This window comes from Pseudomonas cannabina (assembly GCF_900100365.1).
Taxonomy (GTDB): Bacteria; Pseudomonadota; Gammaproteobacteria; order Pseudomonadales; family Pseudomonadaceae; genus Aquipseudomonas; species Aquipseudomonas cannabina.
In genome coordinates this window covers 403326-426448 of sequence record NZ_FNKU01000001.1, presented here as the reverse complement: position 1 = coordinate 426448, position 23123 = coordinate 403326, and the positions used below count along the sequence as shown (strand labels likewise).

Genomic DNA, 23123 nt, shown 5'->3' with positions numbered 1-23123 from the left:
ACGGAGAGGGAGGCTGTTGAAGGAACTTAGTGTGCCAAGGGTGGGGACAGTTGGCTATTTTTGCAGCGCCTCCCTAGACACAGCCATAACTGATACGCCCATACGCTTTGCTATGGCTCGCACGCTTAAGCCTTCCGCCCGAAGCGCTTGAGCCTTTGCTAGCTTGCCGTTAGCCGTTTCGAGGTAAGTTTCCCGGTCCACGGCACCAGCAGCGCGTCTGCGACCTTCCTCGCGCCTCCTGTGGCGCCCTGCGGCCTCGGCGTGGCTAACGATAGTCTTGAGCTGCTGCTGTTCCTCGGGGGTGATCCTAAACAGGTTGATAAGGGTATCGTTCCTGGGCGTGTAAAGCGGCGGGTGTTCCTTGCCGCCAAAGGTGACTTTCTCCCCGGCCTCGTAGGCTTTTGCCTTGCTGAACAGCGTCATCAGCTCTTTGGAGCAGCTATTCCACTGCGGATCTAATTCGCGGGCAAGCGCAGCAGCTTCGTGGTACATCTGCTTGCTATTGGTTGCCCCGGAAAGTAACAGGAAATTCAACCGCCAAAACAGATGCTGCATCCGCTGGCCTTCCACGACATCGCCGCGCAGCTCGGCGAGCCTGCGCAGGTCTTCGAGGCGATCCCAAGCAAGCTGGCGACCTGAGAAACCGCGCAAATTGTCGGCTTTGCCGCCGGGCACCAAAAGGAAAAGCTTTTTCGTGGCGCGCCGCTGGCTCTGCTCCTGCCGCTGCTGCTCGATAGTCCAGCGGGCAGTCGGTAGCAGGGCCTCGGCCATATGCTCGAAGTTGTACCGGACCGGCTGGCCGTTTTTGTCGCTCTGGACATGCACCACGCGGCAGACTTCGCCACTCTTGCTATTGACCGTCTCCACTGTACGCAAAACCCGGCTTGCGTCCTTCGCCATCGGATCGGCTCCGATGTGCGCGAGGCGATCCACTAGGTAACGCTGGCACGCATTCCAGCGGGGAAGCGCTTGGCGCGGAATCGTGCCCTCTAGTAGCCACTTGGCCTGTATGCCTCGACCGCTGTAGATCAGCAGAGACGGCGCAGGCACGCCTGCCTCGTTGCAGAAATACAAGACGGACGCAGCCAATTTTTCAGGGTCGCGGCCAGCTAATGCGGGGATACGGTAGGTGTCGAGGTCTGCGAACAACAGGCCAATCCGGGACAGGTTCACGACGCGCCGGTTAGGTCGGATGAACTCGGCCTGAGCCATCCAAGTGTCGCGAGTTTTGTCAACCAGATTGAGTATGGTGGGCATAGCCGCTAGCCGGTGGGACGATTGACGCTTTTCGCCACGAACGTCAACCAGTAGCGAGAAGAACCCGCTCCTGTTGCTGTCATGGTACATCTGCGCCTCGTCCTGAGAGCTGAACAGCGCAAGCTGTGAACGTTGAAGTTGAGCGCGGGAAGTTCGCACATGCGGCTGCGGCATGGGCCCTGAGTCGGGCCCGACCCACACTATTCAGGCTCCAATTCCGGGTCTGGGAGCTGGGCCAGAAGCCTTGCACGCATCAATCCATTCTTCGACTTCAGCCAAATCCCAAGCGACATTTCGACTGGTTAACGCAATACGGCGCGGGAATTCGCCCCGCTGCTCCATGTTGTAGATCGTGCGCTCTGCTAGCGGGATCATCGCATGCAATTTCTTACGGTTGATGAGTGTCTTGCTCTTTGGTTTGGTCTCCATGGGGTCGCTTTCCTTCGAAGTTGTCAGATGCTTGACAATGCCTTCGAGCGCCAGAACCAGGGCGCAAAAAAGTTAGAATTTGGTTGTCAATCAGAGCTATCATCGGAAAATGGGAAAACACTTAAAAACGTCGAGCACCTACGACCCGCTTTTGCAAATGCTGGTTAGAGAGAGCGACACATCGTCGGGTCGCATCCGGGCCAAGTTGAGTAACCAATACGAGTGGTGCTTCTGCGAGCTATGTTGGCGCTCCACCGAATATGTGATCAGCATCGCGGCGCCGAAAGTCTTCAAGCGCCTAAAGCGCGGGAACATCAAAGCAGTTCCATTAACGGAGTCTGTTCGCACCGAAGCTCAGAAAAAAGCCGATGCCTTGGTGGATCGATACGAACGGGCATTGAATGGGGAGTTCGGCAGGTATGAGCCCCCTCGAATGTTGTCGAAGTACTGTGACATTCAGGAATTGCGCGGGGACTTTTCGATAGCAGCATTTCGTGAGCACGTGGAGCGCCGAATGCTCGTTTCTACTTGGGCGCAACACGGTGAATTACTAAGGCCTGCGGCCCTACCCGGCCAACCAGAGCGGTCAGCTAAACCGAGCAAACTCTATTGTGAGGCCCACAATCCGCGACGTAGCGATGAGGCACGCCGCGCTTACCAACGCGATAGGAGGTTCGTGCTGGATTATGAGGATTTGATTGCAAAAATCTGGTCTCAAGAAGCTGCTTTCCTTCCAAGCTGGGATATCGAGACCCATGCCGAGGTCAGAAAAGAGGCATACCGCCTTCTCCAAGCACTGAAGTCACCAACTAGCACGATAGATGATCTGTTGATGCAAGGAATTACAAGTCAGGCTGAAATCGCCCGGCAGCTTGGCGTATCACGCCAAGCTGTTTCTGCGGCCATCAAGCGACGGTCTGGAAAGCAGACATCACCATGAAAGCTCAAAGCTCTAGTTTCATTTTTTTCCGCCATTGCTTGGACGTGGTCGTTTGAGCGTCCACTCGTCAATCATATCCGCCCAATCCTGCAACATCGCCCGACGCTGATCGCGGTATTCAGCCTTGTTGTAAACGGCCCGTACGCCCTTCTGCTCGTGCGCAAGGCACTTCTCAATCCAATCTGAGTTGTAACCCGCCTCATGCAGCAGCGTGCTCGCTGTGCGCCTCAAATCATGCGGTCCGAACTTGCTCAACGGCTGCCCTTCTTTCTGCGCAAGCCGGTAGGTCAGCGTCAGCACCTGATTGATCGTCGCGGTACTCATCGGCAAATCAGAATCGTACCGAGAGGGAAAGACATAATCCGAACCACCGGCAAACGTCTTCAGAGCAATGAAGAAATCCAGCGCCTGCTGAGATAAGAACACCAAATGGGGATTGCGCCGCTTCATCCGCTCTTTCGGAATAGTCCACAGGGCTTCGCTGAAATTGATTTCGTTCCAGGTAGCGTTGGTCAATTCACTTTTGCGAACCATGGTCAGCAACAGCAGCTTAGCGGCGACTCTCACGGATGAGGCAGTGCCTATGCGGTCCAGGTACTGATACATCAACGCGATTTCGTCAGGCCCTAGAGCGCGATCGCGTGGCTCGAATTTAGCGATGCTTGCAGGACGCACCAGATCGGCCGGATTCTCAACCTTCTGGCCACGCTCTATCGCCCATCGGAACACCTGCATCACAATCTCGCGGGAGTGCACGGCCGTGGCTGGAGCTCCACGCTCCACAATTGCATCTGTCAGGGTACGCAGATCCTCATGATTGATTTCCACCAGTTTCTGATTACCGAAGTGCGGCTTTAGCTCGCGCTCGTAAACCGATCGGCGCATGTCACGCGTCGAGTCAGCCATCTGATACCCACGCAGCCATTTCTCCGCCCAGGCATCAAACGTCTCTGCCCCTTTGATGCGTGCCTTGGCACGGGCTTTCTCTTTGGCAGGTGACTTACCCGCCGAAACCATCTTTTTAGCCTCGCCCAAGCGCTCTCTGGCTTCCGCAAGTGTGATGCCACCCACGCCATAACGACCGAACGTGATGGTCTCCTGACGGCCATTGATTGAGTAGTTGTAACGAAAGGAGATGGAACCGGCAGCAGTGACGGCCACGTACAGCCCGTCACGGTCGTTCACCTTGTAGAGTTTTTCTTGCGGTTTGAGGTTACGCAGCTTGGTATCGGTCAGCATGGCAGTTACAGATTCCATTGAAAAAATACCATGCTCAGAAAAGCACTCATGCACCACGATAAAACCCAATGAAACCGGGCTGATGATGAGATTTGATACCATGCCCTGCCCTACTAGGGCGACATGGTATCGAGCACCGAACATGGCATTTGGCTCAGTCAATGCCCCGTACCATGCCATACAAACACGGTGCTTGGCGATGCACAAAGCTGCCAGAATTTGCCAGACCCAAAAAGCCAAAAGCCCGCAATTACGCGGGCTCCAGAGCATTTCTTGCTAGTTGGTGCCGGACAATGCCGGACGTCCAATCATTCCCACTCAATCGTCGCCGGCGGCTTGCTCGACACGTCATAAGTCACCCGCGAAATCCCTTCGATTTCGTTGATGATCCGGCCACTCACCGTCTCCAGCAACTCATAAGGCAGGTGCGCCCAGCGAGCGGTCATGAAGTCGATGGTTTCCACTGCACGCAGTGCCACGACCCACGCGTAGCGGCGGCCGTCGCCAACCACGCCAACCGATTTGACTGGCTGGAACACGACGAACGCCTGGCTGACTTTGTGATACCAGTCGGCCTTGCGCAGTTCTTCGATAAAGATGTGGTCGGCGCGACGCAGGATGTCCGCGTATTCCTTCTTCACTTCACCGAGGATGCGCACGCCCAGGCCTGGGCCGGGGAATGGGTGGCGGTAGACCATGTCGTAAGGCAGGCCGAGTTCGAGGCCGAGGCGGCGGACTTCGTCCTTGAACAGCTCGCGCAGGGGTTCGACCAGCTTGAGGTTCATTTCTTCCGGCAGGCCGCCCACGTTGTGGTGCGACTTGATGACGTGTGCCTTGCCGCTTTTTGCGCCAGCCGACTCGATCACGTCCGGGTAGATGGTGCCTTGCGCCAGGTACTTGATGTTGTCCAGCTTGCAGGATTCGGCATCGAACACGTCGATGAAAGTGCGGCCGATGATCTTGCGCTTTTTCTCTGGATCGCTTTCGCCTTCCAGGTTGTTCAGGAATTGTTCTTCGGCGTTGGCGCGAATGACTTTGACGCCCATGTTCTCGGCGAACATGGCCATCACTTGCTCGCCTTCGTGCAGGCGCAGCAGGCCGTTATCGACGAACACGCAGGTCAGTTGGTCGCCGATTGCTTTGTGCAGCAGCGCTGCGACCACGGAAGAGTCAACGCCGCCGGACAGGCCCAGCAACACGTTATCAGTACCCACCTGAGCGCGAACCTGAGCGATAGCGTCTTCAGCAATCTTCGAAGGGGTCCACAGTGCTTCGCAGCCGCAGATATCGAGGATGAAGCGCGACAGGATGCGCCCGCCCTGCTTGGTGTGGGTCACTTCCGGGTGGAATTGCACGCCGTAGTAACCGCGAGCGTCGTCAGCCATACCGGCAATCGGGCAGCTCGGGGTGCTGGCCAGAATGTGGAAGTCTTCCGGCAGTTTGGTGACCTTGTCACCGTGACTCATCCATACGTCGAGGCCAAACAGGCCGTCGGCGTCGATATGGTCTTCGATACCATCGAGCAGACGGCTTTTGCCGACTACGTCAACCCGAGCGTAGCCGAACTCGCGCAGCTCGGAACCCGCAACCTTGCCGCCCAACTGCTCGGCCATGGTCTGCATGCCGTAGCAGATACCGAAAACCGGCACACCCAGGTCAAATACCGCCTGCGGGCAGCGCGGGCTGTTGGCTTCGTGCACGGACTCCGGGCCACCGGCGAGGATGACCCCGCGCGGGGCGAATTCGCGAATCGCTTCGTCGTCCATGTCGAACGGATGCAGTTCGCAGTACACGCCGATTTCACGCACGCGGCGGGCGATCAGCTGGGTGTACTGGGAACCGAAGTCGAGGATCAGGATACGGTGGGCGTGAATGTCGAGGGCCATGGAAACTCTCTGAGCAGCTGCAAGCTATAAGCTGCAAGCGGCAAGTTGTCGGAATAATGCGGTAGTTACATTTGCGTAACCACCGCTTGTAGCTGATTGCTTGGGGCTTGAAGCGGGAGGCTTTAGCCGACGCGATAGTTCGGCGCTTCCTTGGTGATCTGCACGTCATGGACGTGAGACTCAGCCATGCCTGCGCCGGTAATGCGAACAAACTCGGGCTTGGTGCGCATCTGCTCGATGTCGGCACTGCCGGTGTAACCCATGGAGGAACGCAGGCCGCCCATCAACTGATGGATGATGGCCGACAACGGACCTTTATAGGCAACACGGCCTTCAATGCCTTCCGGCACCAGCTTCTCGGCACCGGCGGACGAATCCTGGAAGTAGCGATCCGACGAACCTTGCGCCTGGGACATTGCACCCAGCGAACCCATGCCGCGATAGGCCTTGTAGGAACGGCCCTGGAACAGTTCGATCTCGCCTGGCGCTTCTTCAGTACCGGCGAACATCGAGCCCATCATCACGCAGGACGCACCGGCCACGATGGCTTTGGACAGGTCACCGGAGAAACGGATACCGCCGTCGGCGATCATCGGCACGCCTGTGCCTTCAAGGGCAGCGGAAACGTTGGCGATGGCGCTGATCTGCGGCACACCGACGCCGGCTACGATACGCGTGGTGCAGATCGAGCCTGGGCCGATACCGACCTTCACTGCGTCGGCGCCCGCAGCGACCAGCGCCAGGGCAGCTTCGCCAGTGGCAATGTTGCCGCCGATGACCTGCACTTGCGGGAAGTGCTCCTTGACCCAGCGAACGCGGTCGATCACGCCTTTGGAATGGCCGTGAGCGGTATCGACCACCACCACGTCAACCCCGGCGGCAACCAGCGCGGTAACACGATCGCCCGTGTCCTTGCCGGTGCCGACTGCCGCGCCGACGCGCAAGCGAGCCTGATCGTCCTTGCTGGCCAGCGGGTATGCCTTGGCTTTTTCGATGTCCTTGACGGTCATCATGCCTTTGAGCGCGAAGTTGGCGTCGACGATCAGGACTTTTTCAAGACGGTGCTTGTGCAGCAATTCGCGCACTTCGTTCTTGTCAGCGCCTTCGCGCACGGTGACCAGGCGCTCTTTAGGCGTCATCACTTCGCGGACAGGCACATCAAGACGGTTTTCGAAGCGAACGTCGCGGGACGTCACGATGCCGACCAAGTCGCCATTGTGCAGCACCGGTACACCGGAAATATTGTGCATGCGGGTGAGTTCGAACAGATCGCGAACAGTGGCGTCGGCTTCGATCGTGATCGGGTCCTTGACGACACCGGCCTCGAACTTCTTGACCTTGCGCACTTCGGCGGCCTGTTGCTCGATGGTCATGTTCTTGTGGATGATACCGATACCGCCTTCCTGGGCCATGGCAATTGCCAGACGGGCCTCGGTGACTGTATCCATTGCAGCAGAGACCAAAGGAATATTCAGCTCGATGCCACGGGTCAAACGGGTTTTCAGACTGACTTCGTTAGGAAGTACCTCGGAATAACCGGGCACAAGGAGAATGTCGTCGAATGTAAGGGCTTCTTGACTGATACGCAGCATCGCGGGGGCTCCCGGGCGGGAAATTGGAAGCGCGCCATTATACCCACACACCCTGCCCGGCTCAATGTAAACCTCAGCCTATTATCGAAGCTGTTTATAAGCGCACTTGCACACAGGACACCGGGCGATCCAGACGTTCGGCGAAGTCATCCAGAAAGCTCTGGGTAAACCCGGCATCCAGCCAGTTATTGAAGATGAAACCGAGGTTGGAAAACCCGCAGGCGTCCAGAAACAGAAAGCCGTTGATATCGTCTTCATGACGGCATTCCGGGCAGGTGAAGTTATCGGTATGCCCGGGCATCCAGTCTTCCAGGCTGTCGAACAGCGCCTCACCCACTTCGCGACGACATTCCGGGCACCCGGCCTCTTCGGCGAAGTTGTTCAGCGGCGTGAAAATGCAACGTTTGGTGACGATCTCCAGCCCGTTGACCGGCTGCCCGAACGGCAAGGCCGCAGGCTTTTTCACGACGGCGCGGGCACCGGGAGCCACCGCGTAGGCCATTTTGTTGTAGGCGCGCCCGCAAGTGGTGAGTTCCGGCTCGACCACATTGAGTTTCACCAGCCAGCGCAGGATCAGCCGCGCACGGGTTTCGTGACCGGGAAACGTGGAAATTTGAGGGACGATGATGCTTTGGGTGTTCATGGTGAAGCGTCGCTCGAAGCTGTTCGAGGCCGCAGCTTAATAGGCTAGCGTTTCAGGTCAAGGTCAAATCCCCACAGGCAACGTTACAGACCCGTGCGCTGCGCAGGCATTGCCATTATGATGCCCGACATGATCAAAGACCCTTTCGCAAGACTCGGCCTCGACCGGGAAGTCCTTACTGTCAGCCAGCTCAACGGCCGCGCGCGCGTGTTGCTGGAAGACGTGTTCAGCAGCATCTGGGTCGAAGGCGAGATTTCCAATCTGTCGCGCCCGGCCTCGGGGCATGTGTACTTCACGCTGAAGGATTCCGGCGCGCAGGTGCGTTGCGCGCTGTTCCGGCAAAGCGCGGCGCGTGTGCGTCAGGCGCTCAAGGACGGCTTGCAGGTCAAGGTGCGTGGCAAGGTTTCGCTGTTCGAAGGCCGTGGCGACTATCAGTTGATCCTCGACACCGTCGAACCGGCCGGTGACGGCGCATTGCGACTGGCGTTCGACGCCTTGAAAGCCAAGCTCAGCGATGAAGGCCTGTTCAGCGCCGAGCGCAAGGTCGCGTTGCCGCTGCACCCGCAACGCATCGGGATCATCAGTTCGCCGACCGGCGCGGTGATTCGCGACATCATCAGCGTATTCCGCCGTCGCGCACCACGAGTCGAACTGACGCTGATCCCTACCGCCGTTCAGGGCCGCGAGGCGATCAATCAGATTGTCCGCGCGCTGAAACTGGCCGATGCCCGAGGCTTCGACGCCTTGATTCTTGCTCGTGGCGGCGGATCGCTGGAAGACCTCTGGTGCTTCAACGAAGAAGCCGTGGCCCGTGCCATCGATGCGTGTGTCACGCCGATTGTCAGCGCGGTCGGCCATGAAACCGACGTTTCCATCAGCGATTTCGTGGCCGACGTTCGGGCCCCGACGCCCTCCGCTGCCGCCGAGCTGCTGGCCCCGGATTCCAGCGACCTGCACCGCCGCGTCGATAACCTGCACCGTCGGCTGGTCAGCCGCATGCAGGACCGACTGATGCGCGAGCGGCTGCGTCTTGAAGGTATTTCTCGACGATTGCGCCATCCCGGCGAGCGATTACGCCAGCAGTCCCAGCGTCTGGATGATCTGGACATGCGCCTGCGTCGTGCTTTCGAGCAGAACATGCATAAAAGGCAGGTGCGTCTTGCGCACATGGAAAGCCGCCTGACTGCGCAGCACCCGGGCCGCACGCTGGCCTTCCTGCGTCAACGGCTGGACGTGCTGGCAGAGCGCCTGCCGAGGGCGATGCGCGAGCAAATCAAGGCGCGCAAGCTGCAACTGCAAAGCCAGATGCAGACCCTTAACGTGGTCAGCCCGCTCGCGACACTGGGGCGCGGCTACAGCATCCTGCTCGACGAACGAGGACACGCCATACGCACCGCCGCACAGACCCGGACAGGCCAGCGACTGACCGCCCGGCTGGGTGAAGGCGAACTGCAAGTACGCGTCGAAGACAATCACCTCACGCCTGTGACCCTCTCCCTTCTGGACTGACTGCCTGATGCTACGTTTTATCGCCCCGCTGTTCGCCTTGCTGCTCTGCCTGCCCGCGCACGCTGACAGCTTTATCACTCGCGCGCTCGACAAGCCGGTGCCCGGCGGCGTGGCCGTCATCGATCTGGGCAGCGGCGCCCAGGCACCGACTGCCACCTATCAAGGCAAGCCGGTGCTGGTCGTCAAGGAACAAGGCACGCGCTGGCTGGCGATTGTCGGCATTCCGCTGACCGTCAAACCGGGCATCCAGCAGGTGACGTCTGGCGGGCGCACACTCAACTTCACGGTCGGCAGCAAGAAATACCCGGAACAGCACATCACCCTCAAGAACAAGCGTCAGGTCAATCCCAACCCTGAAGACAACAAACGCATCGAGGGCGAACTGGCCGAACAGCTGCGCGCCTATCGCAGCTTCAGCCCCGGCACGCCGAGCAATCTGATTCTCGACAAACCGGTCAACGGCCCGCTGTCGAGCAAGTTCGGCGTGCGCCGCTTCTTTAATGGTGAAGAGCGCAACCCGCACTCAGGACTGGACTTCGCGGTCCCGGCCGGGACGCCAATCAAATCTCCGGCGGCCGGCAAGGTCATTCTGACCGGCAACTACTTCTTCAACGGCAACACCGTGTTCGTTGACCATGGGCAAGGCTTTATCAGCATGTTTTGCCATATGTCGAAGATCGACGTGAAGGTCGGTGATCAGGTCCCGCGCGGCGGCGTAGTCGGCAAAGTCGGCGCGACCGGACGGGCCACCGGCCCGCATATGCACTGGAATGTCAGCCTGAATGATGCGCGGGTAGATCCGGCGATCTTCATTGGCGCGTTTCAGCCCTGAGATCATGGGCGAGCATGCGAAGCGTCGCCCGGCTCGCCCCCGCAATTATTGCACCTGGCGGGAGCAGCATGTCCTGTGCGCTGAAAACACTCTTTGGCGCCTCGATTCTAAAGTGAAACGTCGCGCCATCTTGCAAGGTATGCCTGCACCTCGTCACTGAAACCAGCAACGTCCTGCTCGTCGAGCAGGCCTGAGTTGATCATGGCTATCAGAATGATTTTCGCGTTGGAACGAGAAAACCTGACTGAATCGAAAACGTCTCTGACCTCTTTCAGGCCATGGTCTATGACACCCTTGGCGCCGTGCACCAACTCCCGGCGAGACTTCCCCTCGGCACCAACCGCCACCTGCAAGTCTTGAAAAACCCGCTCGTAAAGTCGCTCGACTGCGACTTCTCTCACTGCACTTAAATGCTTCCAGTCTTGCTCTTTCACAGCCTCATCCTCAACAGTGGCTCGTTCGGAATTCGCACTCGGGCTATTTTTGCGCGCTTCGCTCTCCCCCGACAACAACCGCCAATCAAATCAAATAAACTCGCTATAAAATCCTGCAAAAACATCTATTACGAGAATTTATCCCAATTTTTTCCAAGTGCTTGCCATTGCTCATGCCAGTGGGTACGGTTGGCCTCATGAAAAACGCTCAAACCCTTATTCTGTTGCGCCAACATCGGTGCCTTAGCCTGGTCAGTGCCCGACTGCCTGGCTAGATTGCGGTGCCTCACGCTTGCTCGCTACCCCCCTATTTCAGAACGACAGGCCGCGGCCAACCCGGCCCGTTCACTCCAAAAGGATTTCCAGATGACCATGCTCACTGATCCCTCGAAAAAGTACCGCGCGTTTCCGACCATCGACCTGGCTGACCGCACCTGGCCTTCGAAAACCATCGATACGGCGCCGATCTGGTGCAGCTCCGACCTGCGCGACGGCAATCAGTCTTTGATCGAGCCGATGGATTCGGTCAAGAAACTGCGCTTCTGGAAAACCCTGGTCAGCGTCGGCGTCAAGGAAATCGAAGCGTCGTTCCCGGCAGCTTCGCAAACCGACTTCGATTTCGTTCGGACCTTGATCGAAGACGGCCACATCCCGGACGACACCACCATTCAGGTGCTGACCCAGGCTCGCGAAGACTTGATCGCTCGCACGTTCGAATCGCTGCGTGGCGCCAAAAAGGCCATCGTTCATCTGTATAACGCGACCTGCCCTTCATTCCGGCGCATTGTCTTCAATCAGGACAAGGCAGGCGTGAAGGAAATCGCGGTCAACGCGGCCAAGCTGTTCGTCAAATATGCAGCACAGCAGCCTGAAACCCAGTGGACGTTCGAGTACTCGCCGGAAACCTTCAGTGCGACCGAGCTGGAATTCGCCAAGGAAGTCTGCGATGCGGTGATCGACGTGTGGAACCCGACCCCGGACAACAAGGTGATCCTCAACCTGCCGGCCACCGTTGAAGTCGCTACACCCAATATCTACGCCGATCAGATCGAATGGTTCGGCCGCCACATCACGCGCCGCGACAGCGTGCTGATCAGCCTGCACACCCACAACGACCGGGGCACCGGCGTCGCAGCCACCGAGCTGGGCTTGATGGCCGGCGCGGATCGCGTTGAAGGCTGCCTGTTCGGCAACGGCGAGCGCACCGGCAACGTCGACCTGGTCACTGTTGCGCTGAACCTCTATACCCAGGGCATCAATCCGGGGCTGGATTTCTCGGACATCGACGGTGTGCGCAAAGTCGTAGAAGAGTGCAACCAGATTCCGGTTCACCCTCGTCATCCCTATGTTGGCGATCTGGTTCACACTGCGTTCTCCGGCTCGCACCAGGACGCCATTCGCAAGGGATTCACGCAGCAAAAAGAGGGCGAGCTGTGGGAAGTGCCTTACCTGCCAATCGATCCGGCCGACATCGGTCGCAGCTACGAAGCAGTGATTCGCGTCAACAGCCAGTCGGGCAAAGGCGGCATTACCTATTTGCTGGAACAGGAATACGGCATTTCCCTGCCGCGCCGCATGCAGATCGAGTTCAGCCAGGTGGTTCAGGGTGAAACCGATCGCCTCGGCCTGGAGATGACGGCTGAACAGATCTACTCGTTGCTGCGTCGCGAATACTTGCAGGCCAACACGCCTTATGCGCTGATCAGCCACCGGTTGCAGGAAGAAAACGGCAATAGCGCCGTGGATGCCGAAGTGCACGTGGATGGCGAAACCCAGCACTGGCGTGGCAAGGGCAAAGGCGCTCTGGAAGCGCTGGTCGCCGGCCTGCCGTTGGCTGTGGAGATCATGGACTACAACGAGCACGCCATCGGCTCCGGCACCACCGCCAAGGCTGCGGCGTACATCGAACTGCGGGTGAACGGCGAACGTGCCGTGCACGGTGTGGGCATCGATGAAAACATCACGACGGCAAGCTTCCGTGCTCTGTTCAGCGCACTGAATCGTTCGCTGAGCCAGGCCCAGGCCAAAGCGGCCTGAGTCATCAAACAGGATGGCGGACGCACGTTCGTCATCCTGCCTCGTTAACCCGATTCCCTTACCCGTCACGCGCTCGCAGGCCTCTTGCAGTCTGTGCATGACCCTGCCTGTTTCGGCATAATCTTTTTCATTTATGCTGTGGTAGCATGCTGCCTTTAGTCCAGACTGGTCGAAATCCAACAGCAAATCATATGCTGACGATGCCAGGCCGGAATGCCCTGCCCGCTTTATCTTTCCTAATAAAACCAAGACGACTATTGCATTGATTTCCGGACGAAAAGAATGCTCGGGCAGACTCCTCGTGCATTGAAATTACTATCGGCCTCGGTAATGCTGAGCTGATCCAATCATATTTGGAGCGATTATGCCCAAGGCTTCCCATCAAGATCTGCGCCGCAGTTTTCGCGCCCTCACCTCGTCGAACGCCTGCTATCACACGGCCTCGGTGTTCGACCCTATGTCAGCGCGCATCGCAGCGGACCTGGGCTTTGAAGTAGGCATCCTCGGCGGCTCCGTTGCCTCCCTGCAAGTGCTGGCAGCGCCTGACTTCGCGTTGATTACCCTCAGTGAATTCGTCGAACAGGCGACGCGCATCGGTCGCGTTGCCCAACTGCCGGTGATCGCGGACGCAGACCATGGTTATGGCAATGCCCTTAACGTCATGCGCACCGTTGTCGAACTGGAACGCGCTGGCATCTCTGCGCTGACCATCGAAGATACCCTGCTGCCTGCGCAGTTCGGGCGCAAATCCACCGACCTGATTTCCACGGCTGAAGGCGTCGGCAAAATCCGCGCAGCCCTGGAAGCACGCGTTGATCCGGAGATGTCGATCTTCGCCCGTACCAACGCGGCGATCATTCCTGTTCAAGAAGCCATCAGCCGGGTTCAGCAGTATCAGGCTGCCGGGGCTGACGGCATTACCATCGTCGGGATTCGGGACTTCGATCACTTGGCGCAGATTTCAGAAGGCCTGACCGTGCCACTGATGCTGGTGACTTACGGCAACCCGGAGCTGCACGACAACGCGCGTCTGGCGGAGATGGGCGTACGAGTCTGCGTGCATGGACACGCCGCCTACTTCGCCGCGATCAAGGCGACTTATGACTGCCTGCGCGAGCAGCGACAGATACTCGGCAGCGAGTCGAACATGAGCGCTACCGGACTGACCCATACCTATACCCAGCCTGAAGACTACGTAGAGTGGGCCCGCAAGTTCATGAACGTGAATGAGTAAGAGGTAGGGGCGTTCGTGCGCGGGATGCTCCGCGCAGTATTCTGAAGAGCGTTCTGCCTATTCGCGGACAAGTCCGCTCCCACAACAGTCCGCGCTACAAATTGTGGAAGCGGACCGGGCGACGCTTCGGTTGTCCGCGATGGGGCAGGTCCGCCCCCACACAGTCCTCGCTATACCTCGTGGGAGCGGCCATCAGCGCTGGGGCATCAAGCGGTGGTTTTTACGCCGCCTTCGGTCTGCAATTGCAGCAACACACCTTGCAAGGTCTGCAAGTTAGCGCTGGTGGCCGAGATTTGCGCCTGGATCGCCATGGCTTTCTGAGCTTTTTCTTCCGGCGTGCTTTTGCCGCTTTGAGCCGAGGCCAGTTGCGCCTGCAGTTGCGCCAGTTGCTTTTGAGCGTCCTTGATCTGCTGTTTTATCTTCTCGATGGTTTCATCGAATGCAGACGGGCTGGATCCGCCAACACTGCCGCCACCAGACGCTGCACCGGTCTTGACCTCGGTCGATACCGTGGTCGATTCATCCGTGGCTTTCTCTGCATCCGTAGCGCTGGTGGTGCTGGCCTTTACTGCATCGGCCTCCGGCTTTTTGACGACAAACGTAAACGGACTCGGATTGCTGTTCAGCGAAGAGGTATTGATAGTGGTCATGGCGGTCTCCTGGAAGTCTGGACACGCTATCGGCCGACTTGAAAAATTCTGAAGTAATTTATTGAATATCGAACGAATCCGCGTCGAGCCCGGCCGGGAACCGTGTGCGGTAGGCCTGTAGGTCCGCCGCGCTCAGCGTCGCCATGAACACACCGTCGGCTTCGCCGGGACTCAACAGGCTCTCGCCCTGAAAATCCAGCACCTGACTGTCACCGGTATACGTCAGGCCCTTTCCGTCCGAACCGACACGATTGACCGCCGCCACGTAACAGAGGTTTTCAATTGCCCGGGCAGGCAGCAAGCGGTTCCAGTGCATACGCCGCGCGCCCGGCCAGTTGGCGGTGTACAGCAGCAGGTCGGTGTCTTGAGCGTCGCGGCTCCAGACCGGAAATCGCAGGTCGTAGCAGATCAACGGACGAATACGCCAGCCATTGAGCTCGAACATCACCTGACGTTCACCCGGCGTGTAATGCTCATGCTCGCCCGCCATGCGGAACAGATGTCGCTTGTCGTAATGCAGCAACTCGCCATCCGGGCGCGCCCACAGCAGGCGATTACGATGGCTGCCGTCAGCGGCGCGAATAATGACACTGCCGGTCACCACCGCGTCGAGCCGTCTGGCCTGCTCCAGCAGCCAGACCGATGCAGGCCCGGCTTCCGGCTCGGCCAGTTTCTCGGACTCCATGGAAAATCCCGTGGTGAACATTTCCGGCAGGATCACCAGATCAGCCTCGTGAGCCTGATCCAGCAGCTGCCCGAAATGCTCGAGATTGGCCTCGCGGTCATGCCAGGCCTGCGTGGTCTGCACCAAGGCAACCTTCAGGTCTGGCAACTCGCTCATATCGCGCATAGTTTCTCCGCTGCCTGACGCAATGTTTCTTCCTGCTTGGCGAAGCAGAGCCGAATCAGGCGCTGCCCTGCTGGCGGGCTCTGATAGAACACGGAGATCGGAATGCTCGCTACACCATGCTCACGGGTCATCCACAGCGCCATGTCGACGTCATTGAGATCGGGCCTGATCTGCGAATAATCCACTAATTGGAAATACGTGCCGCCCACAGGCTTGAAGCTGAAACGTGATGCGGCCAACTGGCTACAGAAGAAATCCCGTTTGGCCTGATAAAAGCCGGGCAACTCACCGACATGCTCAGGATGTTCAGCCATGAAATCGGCCAGTGCATACTGCAACGGCGTTACGCCACAGAAGCTCACGTACTGATGCACCTTGCGCAGTTCGGCAGTCAGCGCTGGCGGCGCGACCACGTAGCCAGTTTTCCAGCCAGTGACGTGATACGTCTTGCCGAAAGAACTGACCACGAACGCACGCTGATACAGCTCCTCGTGATCAAGCACGCTGACATGACTAAGGCCGTCAAACACCAGATGCTCGTACACCTCATCGCTGAGCAGGTAGATATCGCGATCGGCAATCAGCGCAGCCAGGCGATCCAGCTCGGCGCGGCTGATCAGCGCACCGCTCGGGTTATGCGGGCTGTTGATGACGATCATGCGTGTGCGCGGGCTCAGCGCGTCGGTCAGCTGTTGCCAGTCGATAGAGAAATCATCCAGCCCCAACTGCACGTGCACACAACGTCCACCCGCCAGCTCGACGGCAGGCTCGTAACTGTCGTAACACGGATCGAAAATGATCACTTCGTCGCCGGGGCGAATGACCGAATGGATCGCACAGAAAATCGCCTGAGTCGCGCCAGGCGTGATGGTGATTTCGCTGTCCGGGTTGACCGCACGCCCATAGCTGCGGGCGATCTTGGCCGCGACCTGCTGACGAAGCGCTGGCAATCCGGTCATCGGTGAATACTGGTTATGGCCCTGAGTGACGTGGCGGCAGACCGCGTCGCGCAGTGCCTGCGGCCCGTCGAAGTCGGGAAAACCCTGGGACAGGTTGATAGCGCCGGTTTCGGCGGCCAGCTGCGACATGACGGTGAAGATAGTGGTGCCCACGCTGGGCAACTTGCTGTCGATCATGGAACCCTTTCCCTGCAATCTCTCCGCAACCGAAACGGCCCGGGCCACGCAGAATAGCGCATAAAACAAATACAAAAAAAGGCGCCGAACAGACTGTGTGAAAACACACTGATGAAGGCCCAAGCAAACGCCCCGACTTGTTCGGGGCGTTTTTTTTGTATTGGCAGCAGACGAAAAAAATGTCCGCTCAGCCCATCAAAGCCATCAGATGGCGCACACCGAGCACTTTAATCGCTCGTTTCAGGTTATAGGCATTCACCGCCAAGGCCATTTCAGCTTTTGTACCCTCCAGTTGTCGCAGCAAGAAACGGCCATTACCAAATAGCCATTGCTTGAGGTTGCCGAAGGGGTGCTCAACGATGGATCTTCGGTTGGCCATCATCTCAGGATGCGCCTGCATTCTTTGCTCCATCCGCTCGAAAGCCTCTTCATGGGCATGTCGTGAGACATAACGGCGCCGGGCTCGAGTGCATTGCGTTTTCAGCGCGCAGTTGGCGCAGTCATCGACCTCAGCCTGATAGATCCGATCACCTTTGTTGTGCTGTTTTAGCGTTAACCATTTGCCTGCCGGACACTGGAAACGATCGTGTCCGGTCTCATAGATAAAGTCTTTTCGCTCAAAGAGCTGCTCTTCCTGACTGCCAGGGTTTTTCGAACGATTGGGCGGTACATAGGCCGTAATCGAAGCATCCTCGCAGGCCTGAAACTGCTTGCCATTGGAGTAGCCGGCATCGGCAGTGACCGTCAGATCATCTTGCTGTAACTCTGCTTTGGCGGCCTTGGCCATCGGCTCCAGTTGCTTTCGGTCATCGCCATCTTGGGTGACCTCATGATGCAAAATCAGGCAATGCTCGGCGTCCACGACGGTTTGCACGTTGTAGGCCACACGTGGCCCTTTGGCCGTGCGCATCATTCGGGCATCGCTTTCATGGGTGTTGAACTGCTCGATGCCCATCGAACGCATCAGTGCCTGGCAACTCTGATTATCCTGTTGTCGAGCCTCAAGCTGTGCCAGGGCTACCTTGATTGCGCTGCGATCAATTGAATCTGTGGTTTCAGCCTTGTCGGCCTCATCCAGCTCGGCCAGATACTGAGCGATGCGCTTATCCAGTTTTTCTTCCTGGCGCTTGAGCTGCTTCAAATTCACATGACGCCGTGAGGATGCGACCGCCTGAAACTTGCTGCCGTCGATGGCCACCAACTCACCGGCGATCAAGCCTGCCGTGCGACAAAACCGAACGAAAGCACGGCAGGTCGCGATGAAGGCGGGTTTATTGTTCTTGCGAAAATCGGCGATGGTCTTGAAGTCGGGCTTGAGCCGGTTGATCAGCCACATCACTTCGATGTTGCGCTGACACTCGGCTTCAAGACGTCGCGATGAGCGAATCCGCTGAAAATAGCCGTAGAGGTAGAGTTTTAGCTGATCGGCGGGATCATAAGCAGGGCGCCCCGTGCTTTTTGGAATCGCTTTATCGAAGCCCAGTTGCACCAGATCGAGCCTGGCAACGTACAGGTCAATGACACGAACGAGGTGATCCTCGGGGATCAACTCTTCCAGCGAGACCGGGAATAGGCTGGTCTGGCTGCGGGACTCACCTTGGATGTAGGCCATAACGAAAAATGCTCTGTATCTTTCGATACGGAGCATTTTCTTTGAGCGCTGCGCAGATTGCTAGGTTTTCACACAGTCTGCGAAGCGCCTTTTTCCAAGTACCGAATCAGCGCTTGTCGCGGCGCTTCTTGTCGGCTTTTTTGTGGTGCGACATCATCCGACGCTTCTTGTTGACCTGACGGTCAGTCAGCGTGTTCTTGTTGCCTTCATACGGGTTCTCGCCACCCTTGAACTCGATACGGATCGGCGTACCGACCAGTTTGAGCACGCGGCGATAAGTGTTTTCCAGGTAACGAACGTAGGATTTCGGTACTTTCTCGACTTGGTTGCCGTGGATCACGATCAACGGCGGGTTGGCACCACCCAGGTGAGCGTAGCGCAGCTTGATACGGCGGCTGCCGACCATCGGAGGCGCATGCTCGCTGACTGCGTCTTCCAGAATCTGGGTCAGACGGCTGGTCGGCCAGCGTGTGACCGCCGACTTGAACGAGTTCTGCACCGACTGATACAGGTTACCCACGCCCGTGCCATGCAAGGCCGAGATGAAATGAATGTCGGCGAAGTCGACGAAGAACAAGCGGCGTTCCAGTTCGATCTTCACGAAGTCACGTTCGCCCGGCGTCATGCCATCCCACTTGTTCAGCGCGATGACCAGTGCACGGCCGGCTTCAAGGGCGAAGCCCAGCAGGTTCAGGTCGTGATCGACCACACCTTCGCGAGCGTCCATCACAAAGATCACCACGTTGGCGTCCTTGATGGCCTGCAGCGTCTTGACCACGGAGAACTTTTCGACTTCTTCGTGGATCTTGCCGCGCTTGCGCACACCGGCGGTGTCGATCAGCGTGTACTTCTCTTCGTTACGCTCGAAGGGAATGTAGATGCTGTCGCGGGTGGTGCCGGGCTCGTCATATACGATAACCCGGTCTTCACCCAGCATGCGGTTGACCAGCGTCGACTTGCCAACGTTGGGACGACCGATGATCGCGATCTTGATGCCGTCTTTTTCGCTCGGGCCGGGAATGCGCTTGGCTTCCTGACCTTCGGCGACTTCCTCGACTTCACCTTCTTCAAGTTCGTCCTCATCCTTGGGGAATTCGCTCAGGGCGATTTCGAGCATCTGCGAGATGCCGCGACCGTGGGCACCGGCCACCGGAATGGCGTCACCCAGACCCATCGGGCTGAACTCGGCACGCGCCAGGTTCTCGTCGATGTTGTCGATTTTGTTGGCAACCACATAGGAACGCTTGTTGCGCTTGCGCAGGTGCTCGCCAATCATCTGATCAGCGGCGGTATAACCCGCACGGGCATCCACCAAGAAAAGCACCACATCGGCTTCTTCAATGGCCAGCAGCGACTGCTCGGCCATTTTTTCGTCCATGCCATGCTCGTCACCGGAGATACCACCGGTGTCGATCAGAATATAGGAGCGCCCTTGCCACTTCGCCTCTCCGTATTGGCGATCACGGGTAAGACCGGACAGATCGCCGACGATGGCGTCACGAGTCCTGGTCAGGCGGTTGAACATGGTGGACTTGCCGACGTTCGGTCGACCCACCAGGGCGATTACGGGAACCATGCGGCTCTCCACTTCGTTATTTCAGAAAATACAAAAGCCGCTGCAAGGCAGCGGCCGGAGTTCGGAGCAGCGCCCGAAGACGCTGCAGCCTTGCCGAAGCAAGGTTGCCCGGAGCTTGAAGCCCCGGGCCTGGACACTTATTGCTTGATGGTCAGGGCTTCCAGTTTGCCGCTGTTGCCATACACGTAAATCATGTCGCCGACCACCAGCGGACGGGCACGCAGGCCGTCGCTGTCGATACGTTCGCGACCGACAAAACGACCATCCACCTGGCTTAACAGGTGCAGGTAGCCTTCCATGTCACCGACCGCGACGTAACTGGAATACACTTCCGGCGCGCCCAATTGGCGGCGAGCCAGCGACTCGTTGCTCCACAGGGCGGAGGACGAACGCTCGTCGATACCTTCGACGGTGCCGGAGGCCAAGGTGGCATAGACGCTGCCGAAGCCCTGGGCAACGCCCGAGTAGCTGGAAGCATCACGCTGCCAGAGTACACGACCGCTTTCCAGATCCAGACCGGCAACGCGGCCCTGATAGGTCGCGACGTACAGTGTACCGCCGGAGAGCAGCAGCCCGCCGTCGATATCAACTACACGGTCCAGTTCCGAGCGACCTTGCGGTACGGCAACGCGCTGTTCCCAGACCGGCACGCCGTTGGAAATGTCCAGCGCGACGACTTTACCCGTCGACAGCCCGGCAACGGCCAGACGGTTGGTAGCGAGCGGAGCGCCCGTACCACGCAGGGTCAGTACCGCTGGCGTGCTTTCGTAGATCCAAAGTTGCGAGCCGGTGGAAGCGTCGAAACCGACGATGCGGTCATCCTGAGTCTGAACGACCACAACGCTGCCATTGGTAGCAGGCGGAGCCAGCACTTCGCTGGTCACGCGAGCGCGCCACTTTTCTTCACCGGTCGCCGCGTCCATGGCCACGACTTCACCTTTGAGGGTGCCAATCATCACCAGGCCGTAACCCACGCCGACAGCGCCGGAAACCGGAAGATCGAGATCCTTCTTCCAGATCACGTCGCCGGTCAGACGATCCAGCGAGAACACTTCGCCAGTGACGTCGGACGCATAGATGCGATCACCGTCGATGGCCGGAACCAGCATGTTGTAGATCTTGCCCTGACCGTCGCCGATCGAGCGACTCCACTGCTTGTGCAGAACCACTTCTTCTTTGAAGTCGGTCAGCTCGGCCGGCGGCAATTCCTTCTTGCTGTTGCTGCTGCAACCCGCGGCCAGAATGGCCAGAGCCAGCAATGCTGCATGTTTCCAACGAATCACGTCACGCATCCCCTTTCGCCAGATCGTCGAGCTTCATTTGCAGGCCACCGACTGCTGCCTCTTCGGACAGAGCAGATTTGGCCTTTTGGTATGCAGCATGTGCCTCGTCGGTACGACCCAGCTGTACCAGCAGGTCACCCTTGAGTTCTTCACGGCTGGCGAGGAATGCCTTGTCGGCATCGCCGTCGAGCAGCTTCAGCGCGTCGTCAGTCTTGTTCTGCGCAGCCAGCACGCGTGCCAGACGCTGACGGGCAATCTCGGCCAGCGTGTCGTTGGCCGGTTTGTCAGTCACGGTTTTCAGTTCAGCCGCTGCGTCATCCAGCTTGCCCGCGTCGACCGCCACCTTGGCGACGAACAGGCTACCGAACTGAGCATAGGTAGTGCCACCGAATTCGCTTTTCAGCTTGCCGGACAACTCGGCAACGCGTGCGGTATCAGCCTGACCACTTGGCGTCAGAGCGGTTTCCAGCAACTGCTGATAAAGCATCGAGGCGCCCTGCGACTGGCTGGCCTGATGCCTGTGCCAGAACTGCCAGCCCAAGACCACGACCAGCGCCAGCAACCCACCGGTCAGCAAAGGCTTGCCGTTGCGCTGCCACCAGTCCTTCATTACCGCCAGCTCTTCATCTTCGGTACCCGACACCCCAATACTCCTATTCGCTAAACGGCTGTTAATCAGCTTCAACCCTGCACGACGCAGGAGGCCAGGTGCTCTGAAAGAGCGTCCCAGGCAATATTTTGTTGTTCACCCTGACCACGCAGGGGTTTGACGCCGATGACCTTTGCCGCCAATTCCTCTTCACCGAGGATCAAGGCATACAGTGCGCCGCTCTTGTCGGCTTTCTTGAACTGACTCTTGAAACTGCCGGCGCCGGCGTTGACCTGCAAACGCAGGTTCGGCAACTGATCGCGGACCTTCTCGGCCAGCGTCAGCCCGGCCAGTTCGGCAGCGTCGCCGAAGGCACACAGATAAACGTCGACCTGGCGGGCGATTTCTTCCGGCACCTGCTCCAGCGTTTCAAGCAGCAGCACCAGACGTTCGATGCCCATTGCGAAGCCTACGCCAGCCGTCGGCTTGCCGCCCATCTGTTCGACCAGCCCGTCATAACGACCGCCCGCGCAGACAGTGCCCTGAGCGCCCAATTGATCGGTGACCCACTCGAACACGGTCTTGCTGTAATAATCCAGCCCGCGGACCAGCTTCGGGTTGATGACATAAGGAATGCCGACCGCATCCAGACGCGCCTTGAGGCCTTCGAAATGGACACGTGACTCGTCGTCCAGATAGTCCGCCAGCTTCGGCGCATTAACCAGCACCGCCTGGGTTTCTGGATGTTTGGTGTCCAGCACGCGCAAAGGGTTGGTCTTCAGGCGACGTTGGCTGTCTTCGTCCAGTTGATCGAGGTGCGCCGAGAGGAACTCGACCAGCGCATCGCGATAACGGGCACGCGCTTCGCTGGTGCCCAGGCTGTTCAGCTCGAGCTTGACCGCGTCACGAATGCCCAATAGGCACCACAGGCGCCAGGTCATGACGATCAGTTCGGCATCGATGTCCGGGCCGTCGAGATTGAACACTTCAACGCCGATCTGGTGAAACTGGCGATAACGACCTTTTTGCGGACGCTCATGGCGGAACATCGGCCCGATGTACCACAGTTTCTGAACCTGACCGCCGCCGGTAATGCCATGCTCAAGGACCGCGCGTACGCAGGCAGCCGTGCCTTCCGGGCGCAAGGTCAGAGAATCACCGTTGCGGTCGGCAAAGGTGTACATCTCTTTCTCGACGATATCGGTCACTTCGCCGATCGAGCGTTTGAACAGGTCGGTAAATTCGACGATAGGCATACGAATCTGCCGGTAACCGTAGTTATCCAGCAGACGCGAGACAGTGCCCTCGAAGTGGCGCCACAGCGGCGTCTGCTCGGGCAGGATGTCGTTCATGCCACGAATGGCTTGTAGAGACTTACTCACAGAAAATCCTTAG

At 58.4% G+C, this 23123-nt stretch carries 20 protein-coding genes; 5 read left to right on the top strand and 15 right to left on the bottom strand.

The annotated features are described in order from the left end of the window. Positions 1-54: 54 nt before the first annotated feature. Both BLT55_RS02045 and BLT55_RS02040 read right to left on the bottom strand, forming a co-directional pair. Complete coding sequence (locus BLT55_RS02045; RefSeq protein WP_083379482.1) at positions 55-1431, bottom strand: helix-turn-helix domain-containing protein; 1377 nt, start codon at positions 1429-1431, stop codon at positions 55-57. A gap of 30 nt (positions 1432-1461) precedes the next feature. After that, positions 1462-1686 (bottom strand): helix-turn-helix transcriptional regulator, encoded by a 225-nt coding sequence (locus BLT55_RS02040; protein WP_031597374.1) that lies wholly within the window; start codon positions 1684-1686, stop codon positions 1462-1464. Positions 1687-1765: 79 nt separating this feature from the next. Between BLT55_RS02040 and BLT55_RS02035 the strand changes: the two genes are divergently transcribed. Beyond that, positions 1766-2626, top strand: a complete 861-nt coding sequence (locus tag BLT55_RS02035) for a helix-turn-helix domain-containing protein (RefSeq protein WP_223862807.1) — start codon at positions 1766-1768, stop codon at positions 2624-2626. An 18-nt stretch (positions 2627-2644) separates the two neighbouring features. Here BLT55_RS02035 and BLT55_RS02030 read toward each other — a convergent pair whose 3' ends face one another. The 4 genes from BLT55_RS02030 to BLT55_RS02015 all read right to left on the bottom strand — a co-directional run bounded on the left by BLT55_RS02030 (position 2645) and on the right by BLT55_RS02015 (position 7986). Beyond that, entirely contained in the window at positions 2645-3865 is a 1221-nt protein-coding gene (locus BLT55_RS02030) for a tyrosine-type recombinase/integrase (RefSeq protein ID WP_031597370.1), read from the bottom strand. A 308-nt stretch (positions 3866-4173) separates the two neighbouring features. Next, positions 4174-5751, bottom strand: coding sequence for a glutamine-hydrolyzing GMP synthase (guaA, locus tag BLT55_RS02025; protein ID WP_074799899.1), 1578 nt, complete (start codon positions 5749-5751; stop codon positions 4174-4176). Between the two features lie 122 nt (positions 5752-5873). Continuing rightward, positions 5874-7343, bottom strand: a complete 1470-nt coding sequence (gene guaB / locus BLT55_RS02020) for an IMP dehydrogenase (protein ID WP_055001798.1) — start codon at positions 7341-7343, stop codon at positions 5874-5876. 94 nt (positions 7344-7437) lie between these two features. Beyond that, positions 7438-7986: a hypothetical protein gene (locus BLT55_RS02015; RefSeq protein ID WP_055001799.1), complete on the bottom strand. Its 549-nt coding sequence runs from the start codon at positions 7984-7986 to the stop codon at positions 7438-7440. Positions 7987-8115: 129 nt separating this feature from the next. On the opposite strand from BLT55_RS02015, the gene xseA reads away from it, so the two are divergent. Both xseA and BLT55_RS02005 read left to right on the top strand, forming a co-directional pair. Next, positions 8116-9495 (top strand): exodeoxyribonuclease VII large subunit, encoded by a 1380-nt coding sequence (gene xseA, locus BLT55_RS02010; protein ID WP_007248535.1) that lies wholly within the window; start codon positions 8116-8118, stop codon positions 9493-9495. A 7-nt stretch (positions 9496-9502) separates the two neighbouring features. Next, complete coding sequence (locus tag BLT55_RS02005) at positions 9503-10327, top strand: peptidoglycan DD-metalloendopeptidase family protein (RefSeq protein ID WP_055001800.1); 825 nt, start codon at positions 9503-9505, stop codon at positions 10325-10327. A gap of 107 nt (positions 10328-10434) precedes the next feature. On the opposite strand, the gene BLT55_RS02000 is transcribed toward BLT55_RS02005, so the two are convergent. Next, the gene (locus BLT55_RS02000) at positions 10435-10761 is read right to left on the bottom strand and encodes a hypothetical protein (RefSeq protein ID WP_139206370.1); all 327 of its coding nucleotides are present in this window, start codon (positions 10759-10761) and stop codon (positions 10435-10437) included. A 366-nt stretch (positions 10762-11127) separates the two neighbouring features. Here BLT55_RS02000 and leuA point away from each other — a divergent pair, with 366 nt between their 5' ends. Together leuA and BLT55_RS01990 are read left to right on the top strand one after the other, a co-directional pair. Continuing rightward, positions 11128-12798 carry a 2-isopropylmalate synthase gene (leuA, locus tag BLT55_RS01995; RefSeq protein ID WP_055001802.1) on the top strand — a complete coding sequence of 557 codons (1671 nt, stop codon included), beginning with the start codon at positions 11128-11130 and terminating at the stop codon, positions 12796-12798. A 364-nt stretch (positions 12799-13162) separates the two neighbouring features. After that, complete coding sequence (locus BLT55_RS01990; RefSeq protein ID WP_007248531.1) at positions 13163-14032, top strand: isocitrate lyase/PEP mutase family protein; 870 nt, start codon at positions 13163-13165, stop codon at positions 14030-14032. 206 nt (positions 14033-14238) lie between these two features. On the opposite strand, the gene BLT55_RS31450 is transcribed toward BLT55_RS01990, so the two are convergent. From BLT55_RS31450 to hisS, 8 genes are all read right to left on the bottom strand, one after another. After that, a complete protein-coding gene (locus BLT55_RS31450) occupies positions 14239-14682 on the bottom strand; it encodes a FlxA-like family protein (protein WP_055001803.1) in 444 nt (147 codons plus the stop codon). A gap of 58 nt (positions 14683-14740) precedes the next feature. Next, a complete protein-coding gene (locus BLT55_RS01980; RefSeq protein WP_055001804.1) occupies positions 14741-15532 on the bottom strand; it encodes an amidohydrolase in 792 nt (263 codons plus the stop codon). Then, a complete protein-coding gene (locus tag BLT55_RS01975; RefSeq protein WP_055001805.1) occupies positions 15520-16668 on the bottom strand; it encodes a pyridoxal phosphate-dependent aminotransferase in 1149 nt (382 codons plus the stop codon). Before BLT55_RS01975 ends, BLT55_RS01980 begins: the two co-directional genes overlap by 13 nt. A gap of 187 nt (positions 16669-16855) precedes the next feature. Next, positions 16856-18280, bottom strand: a complete 1425-nt coding sequence (locus tag BLT55_RS01970; RefSeq protein WP_055001182.1) for an IS1182-like element ISPsy6 family transposase — start codon at positions 18278-18280, stop codon at positions 16856-16858. 106 nt (positions 18281-18386) lie between these two features. Next, entirely contained in the window at positions 18387-19856 is a 1470-nt protein-coding gene (gene der, locus BLT55_RS01965) for a ribosome biogenesis GTPase Der (protein ID WP_055000646.1), read from the bottom strand. 137 nt (positions 19857-19993) lie between these two features. Next, positions 19994-21148 (bottom strand): outer membrane protein assembly factor BamB, encoded by a 1155-nt coding sequence (gene bamB / locus BLT55_RS01960; RefSeq protein ID WP_055000645.1) that lies wholly within the window; start codon positions 21146-21148, stop codon positions 19994-19996. Beyond that, positions 21141-21782, bottom strand: a complete 642-nt coding sequence (locus BLT55_RS01955; RefSeq protein WP_054079509.1) for a YfgM family protein — start codon at positions 21780-21782, stop codon at positions 21141-21143. The genes bamB and BLT55_RS01955 overlap by 8 nt, the downstream gene beginning before the upstream one ends. A 38-nt stretch (positions 21783-21820) precedes the next feature. Next, positions 21821-23110, bottom strand: coding sequence for a histidine--tRNA ligase (gene hisS / locus BLT55_RS01950; RefSeq protein WP_055000644.1), 1290 nt, complete (start codon positions 23108-23110; stop codon positions 21821-21823). Positions 23111-23123 lie beyond the last annotated feature (13 nt).